This is a genomic window from Corynebacterium sp. HMSC077G07 (assembly GCF_001809225.1).
Taxonomy (GTDB): Bacteria; Actinomycetota; Actinomycetes; order Mycobacteriales; family Mycobacteriaceae; genus Corynebacterium; species Corynebacterium jeikeium_D.
Map to the genome: position 1 here is coordinate 99,877 of NZ_KV796550.1, position 9,673 is coordinate 109,549.

The 9,673-nt window shown below is 51.3% G+C and carries 8 protein-coding genes; 4 read left to right on the top strand and 4 right to left on the bottom strand.

From position 1 onward, the window contains the following. Nucleotides 1-12 precede the first annotated feature (12 nt). The 4 genes from cas5e to HMPREF2562_RS10135 are packed head-to-tail and all read right to left on the bottom strand — an operon-like array spanning nucleotide 13 to nucleotide 4,172. The gene (gene cas5e, locus HMPREF2562_RS10120; protein WP_070549964.1) at nucleotides 13-726 is read right to left on the bottom strand and encodes a type I-E CRISPR-associated protein Cas5/CasD; all 714 of its coding nucleotides are present in this window, start codon (nucleotides 724-726) and stop codon (nucleotides 13-15) included. Continuing rightward, entirely contained in the window at nucleotides 719-1,828 is a 1,110-nt protein-coding gene (gene cas7e, locus HMPREF2562_RS10125; RefSeq protein ID WP_308813178.1) for a type I-E CRISPR-associated protein Cas7/Cse4/CasC, read from the bottom strand. Before cas7e ends, cas5e begins: the two co-directional genes overlap by 8 nt. Before the next feature lie 59 nt (nucleotides 1,829-1,887). Next, nucleotides 1,888-2,568 (bottom strand): type I-E CRISPR-associated protein Cse2/CasB, encoded by a 681-nt coding sequence (locus HMPREF2562_RS10130; protein ID WP_083295730.1) that lies wholly within the window; start codon nucleotides 2,566-2,568, stop codon nucleotides 1,888-1,890. Then, the gene (locus HMPREF2562_RS10135) at nucleotides 2,568-4,172 is read right to left on the bottom strand and encodes a type I-E CRISPR-associated protein Cse1/CasA (protein WP_070549967.1); all 1,605 of its coding nucleotides are present in this window, start codon (nucleotides 4,170-4,172) and stop codon (nucleotides 2,568-2,570) included. Before HMPREF2562_RS10135 ends, HMPREF2562_RS10130 begins: the two co-directional genes overlap by 1 nt. Nucleotides 4,173-4,391: 219 nt before the next feature. Here HMPREF2562_RS10135 and cas6e point away from each other — a divergent pair, with 219 nt between their 5' ends. From cas6e to cas2e, 4 genes are read left to right on the top strand one after another with little or no spacing between them, the layout of a single operon-like run. Continuing rightward, nucleotides 4,392-5,075: a type I-E CRISPR-associated protein Cas6/Cse3/CasE gene (gene cas6e / locus HMPREF2562_RS10140; RefSeq protein WP_070549968.1), complete on the top strand. Its 684-nt coding sequence runs from the start codon at nucleotides 4,392-4,394 to the stop codon at nucleotides 5,073-5,075. After that, a complete protein-coding gene (locus tag HMPREF2562_RS10145; RefSeq protein ID WP_070549969.1) occupies nucleotides 5,072-7,813 on the top strand; it encodes a CRISPR-associated helicase/endonuclease Cas3 in 2,742 nt (913 codons plus the stop codon). Before cas6e ends, HMPREF2562_RS10145 begins: the two co-directional genes overlap by 4 nt. After that, nucleotides 7,813-8,751, top strand: coding sequence for a type I-E CRISPR-associated endonuclease Cas1e (gene cas1e / locus HMPREF2562_RS10150; RefSeq protein WP_070549970.1), 939 nt, complete (start codon nucleotides 7,813-7,815; stop codon nucleotides 8,749-8,751). The genes HMPREF2562_RS10145 and cas1e overlap by 1 nt, the downstream gene beginning before the upstream one ends. 17 nt (nucleotides 8,752-8,768) lie before the next feature. Next, nucleotides 8,769-9,083 carry a type I-E CRISPR-associated endoribonuclease Cas2e gene (cas2e, locus tag HMPREF2562_RS10830; RefSeq protein WP_083295731.1) on the top strand — a complete coding sequence of 105 codons (315 nt, stop codon included), beginning with the start codon at nucleotides 8,769-8,771 and terminating at the stop codon, nucleotides 9,081-9,083. Nucleotides 9,084-9,673: the final 590 nt, after the last annotated feature.

A 9,673-nucleotide genomic window follows, 5' to 3' on the forward strand; every position in this document is an offset into this window, starting at 1 on the left:
AGTTCGGTGCTTCTAGTTTTCTTGAATCGTTGACCGTAGCTTCAAACCCAGTTGGCCGACCCTGCCCATCCATTCCGCGCGAGTTGAAACACGAGGAACAACAACTGTTGCGGGGCGTGTGCCCGCACCTTTTGCTAAAAAGTACTGATTAACTGTAGTGCTATCTCCGAGTTGGGTGTCCTTCGAAATATTCGGAATTCGTTGGAGAAGCTCGGGTTTTCCCGTGCCTAAATAGAACGGGAAAGTTGCCGAAAACGCTTTGCGGCCTAAGTACGTAACAAATACCGGGTCTGAAACAGCTCGGTCAATGTCCTCCGTGTGTCCCTCGCAGGTTATGCGGACGATGAATTCCGCATCGGCCAAGTATGTTCGGCGGACGACCACAGTCGCTCCGACACCGGGTTTGTAGGCAACCGATTTTGCTGACTTGGCTTTAAGTCCTTGGCTAATCGCTAGACGACGCCGAAAGTCCCACTCATCTTCACGCGAGCCGATGGTGTGGAAGTCGTCCACGAACGTAGGTCGGCGTTCTTCTCGAACAGTGAACTCGATATCAGAAATCCAGTCCGGCCATTCATTTCGGCGGTATCCAAGGCCACCAGCAATCAGTCCGCGGAGTGCAGTGGTTGTAGGCATTTTGTCAGTTTTGACGAAATTACCGGTGATGGCTGGTTTGCCCCAACTTTGAACTGGCCCAGCCAGCCGAATGAACACTGAATCAGTCATCAAAAACCCACTTCACGACGGTGTCGATGAGGTCGTCCAGCTGAGTCGGCTCGAGTTTGCCGAACTTGCCTTCAAGCCCTGGGAAAGTTCCAGCGAGGGCTTCAGTGGGGCCGAAGTTTCCGGCGTCAAAGCTTCGTGCTGCGGAATACTGTTGAGAAAGGGAAGTGATTGTAGCTGCGAGGAATCCTCCAGCTCCTTCGGGGATGACCGGAGTTTGGAAGTCATATGCAGTCCGGTAGCGCTGTTCTTCAGCGAGTACTAGGGCTGGAAGGACGTATGGGGCTGTGCTGTGCTCTTTGCCGCGTGGCTGGCCATAGATAGCTGATCGAATCAATTCCCGGACGTTTTCTCGAGAGTCTTCTGCATCGAAAGCTGACCAGCTTTCACGCAACTGTTTCTTATCGATACTGACTGTGCGGTAGAAAACGCCACTGGTGTACTGGCTAACTCCGAGATATGTTGCCCCAGTTCGATGTTGTGCCTCGTGTCGATCATCGACAGTTGAGAAGTAATCGGTATCGATGCTGGTCGCATGAGTTGTTACTGCTGGGGAGACGCTGAGGGCCGCTTCCGTTGTGTTTTGAGGGGAATTGGCGAACATTCGACCAAAGGCAGCGATTGCTAGTGATCCTGTTCGGTGCTCCTGAATAAAGTCGTTGACATCGGTTTTCTTGATGTCCTTTCCGCTCGTCAGGCTGGCCAGCACAGTCTGGGCGGCAGTATTGATCTCTTCATTTGACATCCACGTCGAACGAGCGGATTCAGCCTTTTGGGTTTGCGAATCAACGTCGCCAGAAGTCTTAGCTGGTGTTTCAGCTTTGGTGAGCTTGCCGACGATTGATCTCGCGTTTTTCAGTGCAGCCTTCCGGTCAACGTCGGGGTTCAGTTCAAGGACTCTTTCGACGATTTCTTCGGCGAGTTCACCCGAGCGGATGCTTAGGTCCATTGACGCGTTTTCGTAGCGTAACCGGATGCTGCGCTTAATCGATTGAGAAGAATGGAGGGCTCGAAGAACTCCGCCCTGGTTAATTCGTTTTGGGGTTCCGGTGTCATCACGGTTTAGATTGCTGAATGGGATTGCGGTGACGATGCTGAGGGTCAAGTTATGGGGCATGGAGTTTAGGCCTTTCTCGGGGAGTTGTTTATGCCTCTACGACAGAATTATGTTGTTGCGTTGTCTTTGTTGTCGTTATCTGCGTTGGAGGAGGTCTCTGGAATTTCAGCGAAGTAAGAGAAATAGTCTCGCAGCATTCGGCGCCTAATGTTCTGTGACTCAGGCGTGAATCCATTGCCCCAATATAGGAAGGTCCGGAACAGGTCGTAGTAGTCGAGCGCCGGAATAGGTCCGGGCAGGGCAGTTGCAATTTTCAAGATACGCGAAACGTTAAGAATTGCCTCTTCCGCATCGAGTGAATAGATGAATTGCAGGCGCTGGCCAACGGAGTCGAGGTCGTCGGGATTAGCCTCAAATTGTTCGCCAGTTTTCTTCGCTTGAGCAATTGAGACTTGTCGAGCCCAATGCCCGATCCTCCGAATCTTCTTTTGTCCATTTGTGTCTGTTGTGTTCGGTGGTCGGTAGTGAGGAACTTGGTCGAATTCTGCTACCAAAGCAAAGAGACGAACGAGTGATGTTATTTGATGGTCGGAAAGTGTCGGATCTGCATACGGAAGAACATGCGGATAGGCATAGTGCTCGGTTGCTGGTGAGGCTCCGCGACGCAGCTCTGCTCGAGTCTTTCTCCAACGGGGTGACTGGATATTTGCGTCGTCTCGTAAGGCGAGAACGCTGGCTAACCGCGTTGCCCACATTGTGTGGACACTATTAGCTTCGGAAGATGTCATTAGAAACTCTCCTCGGTACTGGCCGGCTTGGGTATTAAGGCTTGTAATCCATTTCGGAGTTGCGCTCGGACATATGCGATTCGTGCTGGCTCCTGAATGGAATGGGGATTGACAACTTCATCAAATGCGCACAACGACGCGTCAATACAGCGGTCTCTGAGGTCGGTTGGCATCTCGTAGCTGTGCGTAAAAGGTGAAGGAGACTGAGCTTTATAGAATCTGCGAGCGTCGTTCAATATGTCCTGGTAAACCGCTGAAATATTGCGCCAGAAAGCGTTTGAAGCGTCCTGCTTTCGGTCAATCATGTCATCTAAAACTGCGGGTGGGTACTTAGATTTCGTGGGTTTCCTGCTAAACACTTGACATACCCTGCGATGCAGCTGGTTGATAAGTTTAGCTTGAAGCTGAATGTCCTCTTGTAAGTCTTCGTCGACATCGAATGCCCATTCCGCAGATGAGGGAAAGAAAACTTCGCTGGCGCGAATATTTGGTGAGCTAGCTGTACCTGCAATTAGGTGTTGTGCGAAAATGAGCGGCGCGTCGTTGGGTAAGCGGGATAATGCGCGGCTTGAGATTCGAGCATGCACTTTGTTTGAACGGTTATTTGCGGCCCACTCAACGGCAAGGTCAGTGTTGTCTCGCCCCAAGTCGACACGAACTAAGGTTTCGCCGCCTTTTTCACGCGTTTCATACAGGTAGAACGGGTCAAGTGTATTGCGCTGATCCCACCATTCTTTGTATGTCGTTTTATTTGTGCCCATCTCGGGTTTGAAGTACCACTCTTCGGGGATGCCGCCTGTGCGAACTCCATTAAGTACCCCATCTTCCCAATGGCATGCTGGAGCATTGGAGCTCCATGTGGCTCGCCAAAGTGGATGCGCCTGATTTGGAGCATCCGGGAGTGTGGAATTGTTGCACGTTCGATCTGCCCAAGCCGGAAGGCCACTGCCTTTTACCCATGATGTCGGTATTTGGTACAGCAAGGTTTCCAGAAGGGTATCTCCGGTTTGGATAACCTCAGTCGCGGTGTAATCGGCGCCCACAAAACGCATGCCTGGAGCTCCCATTTGGCATTTGTCTCCTGCGTAGTTGTTATTTCCCGCCATTGAGAGGTGGTGGTACACCACGAGGGCTAGCAGAGCGTCGGGCAGTGCTAAGGCTGGAGTCCCGTCATTGATTAGGTTCCAGTACGTCTCGCCCTCGTCGGGGAGCATTGCCGGTGAGAGCTTTTTAATAGGGAAATGTCCAGCCATCAGTAGGTGGGCTTTGTCCTTTGGGCCATCGCATGGCAGTGGTGGACGTTGAAGAAAAGGCTGAATTGAATCAAAGGGGTCGCAGCCCGGAGCTAAATCTGTAATTGCCTGGTCGACAGCATTTTCTGGTAGGCCGCCCTGAACAATTTCTTCGATTGGGGTTGATGTGTGACGTAAAGCCACTGCTGTGATCGCAGCGAGGAAACGTAACTGCGCCGTGAACTGATATGCGGCGCCATCGACGCTGATGGCGGTGTCTTGCTTATGTGATGAAAGAAGGAGGTCTCGAACGGTTGAGCGACCGTTCGGTGTTCTTAGGAAGGGTGAATCCGTGAGAGCATTTATCTTCATTCGTAGTTCACTTTCGCTAGGTACTGCTTTATGGTACCGATGAGGTTAATACGTCGCAAGCAATTGCCGAATATAAGTATTAATAAAACTGGTTGGCTATTTGAGAGTGCCTCCACGAGCGCGGAGAAGGTGTGCAAATAGCCGAATATAACGAAGTACCTCCACGAAAGCGGAGACCAGTTTCACTGTACCGTTGATGCTGTAAATAGAGAGGTTTTCATGACAGCAACAGTATTTCTGACTAAGGTTCCAGTGCATTCTTTGCTTTCGCGAAGAATAAACAAGAAAAAGAGCTTTGTCCCGTCGTCGATTGACTCTCCGTTGTTCCGACACAGGGCTGTGATGAGCCTCTTTGGGGAGTTTGATGCAAATCCCAGACAGACAGGAAAAATTCTTTTCCGAGTTGATTTCACTGCAGGTCACCCCCCGTACTTCCTTATCCAGTCTTCGGTGGAACCTGTACATCTCGGTGAGCTTCGAGGGGCTGAAAGTCGTACTGTGGAATTATTCGACCTTGAGCCCGGTCAGCCAGTTGTCTTTCGTGTAGCTGTCAATGCAGTTCGTCGAAAGCGTGAACAGCATGATGGAAAGATGAAGACCATCGTGACGCCCGTGCCATATGACCAAGAGATAGACGCAATTGAGCAGGGGCGGACAACAATTACTCCGTGGATTCAGAACAAACTCGCTGGAGCCTTGAAGGAGGTGCAGTTGGTTAACCATCAGCGAGAGGTGCTGAAGGCCACCGAACGGGAGTCTTCCCGAATGGCCATTCAGGTTGATGTTTTGGATGGTGCTGCGCTTGTCGACGATCCAGAGGCTCTAAACAGATTGATTCTCGAAGGTGTCGGCAGGGAAAAGGCGTATGGCTGCGGGATGCTAAGCGTGAAGGCAATTCCATGAGTGACTCACTTGTCCATTCCGAGCTTTGGGCAAAGAAGGGTGAGAACGCTGAGACGTATCCGCTTTTAGCACACATGCTTGATGCAGCTGCGGTAGGTACTTACTTGTTTAGGCATTGGCTTCGACCCGAGCTGCGCTTCCAAATAAGCGATGCACTGGGAGAAAATGCGGAGTGCATCGTGGCCTGGGTAGTGGGTATGCATGATTTAGGAAAAGCCAACCCGCTATTTCAGTTTCAGCACATGCGGGACGATGAATCGTGGCGAAAAGTCCGATCCGAGATTCGTGACAGTGGAAATTACGAACCCGTTCCACGGGAGAAGATGGAGCGCTGGAATAGGTACAGCGATCTTCGTAGGCATGAACGCGTATCTGCAATCGGTATCGGCGGAATGAATCTCGGGGATTCAACCATCGGAGAACAGTGGGCGACACTGCCAGCTTTAGGTCATCATGGCTACTTTACCCTTCCCTTCCGTGGAAAGATGCATTCATCCTCCATGAAACGTGCCGATGAGATGCTCAAATGGGAAGGATGGAAGACTGCGCACGAGAATATTCAAGAGTGTTTTGAGAGGGCCGTCGGGGTATCGCGAAACGAACTTCCCGAAGAGTGTGACCCTGCGGTTTCTATCCTTTTATCTGGACTGACCGTGCTGGCTGATCGTTTGGCATCAAATAATGAGTGGGTTGAGAACGCGCAAGCAGCCACAAGCCGAGGTGAGCTTAATCTCAATGACCCAACCGAGTGGTATCGAGTTCAGCTCGAGAGGGCAGACGAATACGTCCGTGAAAACCTTGGCATCTACTCTGGCTGGGAATCGCAGGAGCACGCAGAGTCAGTTATTCTGCAGCAACGTAGTCCACGGCACATCCAGAAAATAGTTCGTGACGCTGGTGACGGGCTTGTCGGAGTCATGGCTCCGACTGGAATCGGGAAGACAGAGGCGGCTCTGCTTCGCCATGCGCAGAAGAATGAGCGCCTCCTGTTTTTACTGCCAACCCAAGCAACAACGAATGCATTAATGAGACGTGTGCAGCGTGCTTTTTCTAGCACGCCGAACGTAGCGTCGTTGGCTCATAGCCTCGCGAGTGTTGAGGATTTTTACGACACCCCAGTAAGTAGCTTCCATGATGATACGGAAGGGGATCCTAGCTGTAGAGAATCTGGCGGACTGTATCCCGCATCATTCGTGAGAGCCGGGATGTCACGACTGATGGCAGCTGTATCGGTGGGAACGGTTGATCAGAGTTTGAAAGCCGGACTCCGTACAAAATGGCTACATTTACTATTATTGTCCTTGGCCAATGCCCACATCGTTGTTGACGAAGTTCATACGCTTGATCATTATCAGACAGAGCTGCTGAGCACTGTTCTTGAGTGGCTTGGCAAAGTTGGTGCACGAGTAACTCTTCTGACTGCTACCTTCCCGAGCTGGCAATACAGACGACTTGTACATGCATACTCAGGAGTGAATGTTGACAAACCTGCTGAGTTTCCCGCAGTAGCGGTTGTTCGTCCTCGTCGCCAAGTTCAAAGTGTGCAGCGGGAGGAATGCGCACTAGAGCATAATTCTGGGGGCGAACGGGTCAAGAAGGCTGAGGAGTCTAAAGTAGTTTCAGTTCTGCCGTTTGATGTTCTACGACGAGATATAGAACTTAATCACACAAAGATCAGTCACTCCGACAATTGCCGTGCTCATGCGGAATGGGTAATCCAACAACGCTTACGGTTCCCGCAAGCACGTATTGGAGTAATTGTGAACCAAGTGGATTGGGCTCAATCAGTAGCGAGACAATTGTCCGATGCAGGGCACAATGTAGTCGTGCTACATTCCGCGATGACTTCGGAACATAGACGTCGTAACGCAGAGTTGCTGGAAAAAATAATCGGACCTAACGGTAACGCCACTGGTGTGACCGTCGTAGGTACGCAGGCGATTGAAGCCTCGCTCGATATTGACATGGATATTTTGACTACGGATTTGTGTCCTTCAGCTTCGCTGATTCAGCGAATCGGTAGGGTGTGGCGAAGGCAAGATACGTCAAGAAGCGAAAGAATTCCTGGGATTCACACTCCATTGATTCGAGTGGTCGATGGTGTTGAAGTAAGCGAAAAACTGCGATATCCGTATTACAAAGCGGAGATGCTTCGCACATCGCGGTGGATCCAGCAGCATCGAGTTCTGAAGATGCCGGAGGAGTGTCAGGAATTCGTGGATGCTGCTTCAGTGAGTTTTGACGATTTGAAGAACCCGTCTGCAACGGATGCTGATTTCGATCAGGTTGCAGCTGAAAGCCTAATGGCGCGTAAGGGTAAAAGCGTCTCTTACGAAGTCGAAGAGATCCTAGACCCGGAATACCGCATGGCCAATCTCCATGAGAACTTTAGTAATGAGTCTGCTCTATCTTTGGATGGTGGTGATGCTAGAACTCGCCTTATCGAGGAGGAGTCAGTGCGAGTTATTCTCCTGGATTCCGGGGACAGCATTCCAGGCGGATGGCAAGGAGATGTCGAGGAACTGAGATCGATTCGCAGCGGGGATCGTGAGCGAATCCGCAAAGCGCTAAGGGCTTCTATGCCGATGAGACAGAGCAAGTTTTCGCAGATTGAGTCTCCAATCTCACTGGCCGATGCTAAAACCCTCTTGAGTCAGTACTATGCCGTCGAGGCGCATGAACTCTACGATTCTTTGGTTGGTTTCCTAGGATTCAGCGGGAAAGCGACCGGTGCGTAGTGACTTATTCAGAGGAAGCTATTGCATTCTCTCAAATTCCAGCAGGACACCAGGTTCGTTTTGAAGATAGAGTTAGTTTCCTCTACCTCGAGCGATGTAGCGTGCGCCAGGACAAGACCGGTGTTGTCGCTTATTCGAAAGTCGAAGGCGAGTCGCTGATTCAGCGTGTGCAATTACCGGTTTCAGGTTTGGCTGTGCTGCATTTAGGGCCTGGGACGAGCATTTCAGCGGCGGCCATGACTTCGTGTACCCGTGCAGGGGTGACAGTCATGTTCACCGGTGGGGGAGGAGTGCCTTCTTATTCCTACTCTGTACCATTGACGAGCTCTGCTCGATGGGCGATTGCCCAAGCCAAGCTTGTATCATCGGAACGTAACCAGAGGAAAGCTGCGGTTATCCTGTATCGGCGCCAGCTTGGGTTGGACATTGATTCCGAAGAGACCAGCATCGCCGTGATGCGTGGACTCGAAGGCCGGATGATGAAACAGACATATCGGTCTTTAGCTCGAGAGCATGGTGTCAAGGCTTTTCGGCGTGATACTACAGCTGAAGATTCAGTGAACTTGTGCCTCAATTTGGCGAACTCAATGTTATACGGCTGTGCCGCTTCCGCCTGCCAAGCTTTGGGGATTAACCCTGCGCTGGGAGTAATCCATCGTGGCGATGCCCGTTCTTTGTTGTTCGATCTGGCTGATTTATATAAACCTGAAGTTTCGCTTCCGTTGTCTTTCCGATGCTCGAAAAGTGGTGACGCTCTAAAAGAAGTTCGGAAGGAAATTCGCCGTGAGATTCATCGAAGGGGCATGTTGAAAGAGATGATTGGAGTATTAATGGAGATTCTCGAACCGTATCTGCCAGAAAGAGACGATGACCGGTTGATTGCGGGACGGGGCGACGAAGTGGCTGGGCATACACAGTATGGAAATCGACCCCAGTAACAGTAGGCGCATCCCTTATGTTTTTGGTACTTACTGCATCTAATTTGCCGGAACATCTCCGAGGGTATCTAACTCGTTTCTTAGTTGAAGTTGATACTGGAGTTTTTGTAGGTAACGTGTCGAGACGCGTTCGTGATAATCTATGGAGCCGGTGCAGCCGAGCTATAGGGGAGGGACGTCTAACGATGATTAATAATGATCCCACCCGAGAGCAGGGGTTCGCCGTAAATACGATGGGGAGTAATCGCCGAGTGATTCAGGACTTCGATGGTCTGTTGCTGCCTGTGACCTTATCTGCCGAAACTCGCGGACTTGAAGAAACTTCTTCGTAAAACCGCAGGTCGGGAACTCTCTTCTCCGCACACGCGGAGGTATTTCCAAATTCGACCGCACCGGAGAAGCAACCCCCAACTCTTCTCCGCACACGCGGAGGTATTTCCTGGAAGAACTCAGACAGCAACAGCAGCAGGAGCTCTTCTCCGCACACGCGGAGGTATTTCCATCAGCCATGCCCTTAACAAACGTCAACAGCACTCTTCTCCGCACACGCGGAGGTATTTCCAAGGTGGTGGGGTAACGATGAAGATTGAGTGGCTCTTCTCCGCACACGCGGAGGTATTTCCTGTTATTCGAGACACTGACTGCGTGGTCAAATCTCTTCTCCGCACACGCGGAGGTATTTCATGAAATTCCCGGCTCATCGGTTCTCCTCCTTCCCTCTTCTCCGCACACGCGGAGGTATTTCCTAAGCCGCCTTTTCCTTCGTGAGACGCTTTTCCTCTTCTCCGCACACGCGGAGGTATTTCCGAACGAGCCGACGTTTCCGCCCACTTAACCTCCTCTTCTCCGCACACGCGGAGGTATTTCCTGAACCCACAACGTTAAAGGGCCACGCACCCGCTCTTCTCCGCACACGCGGAGG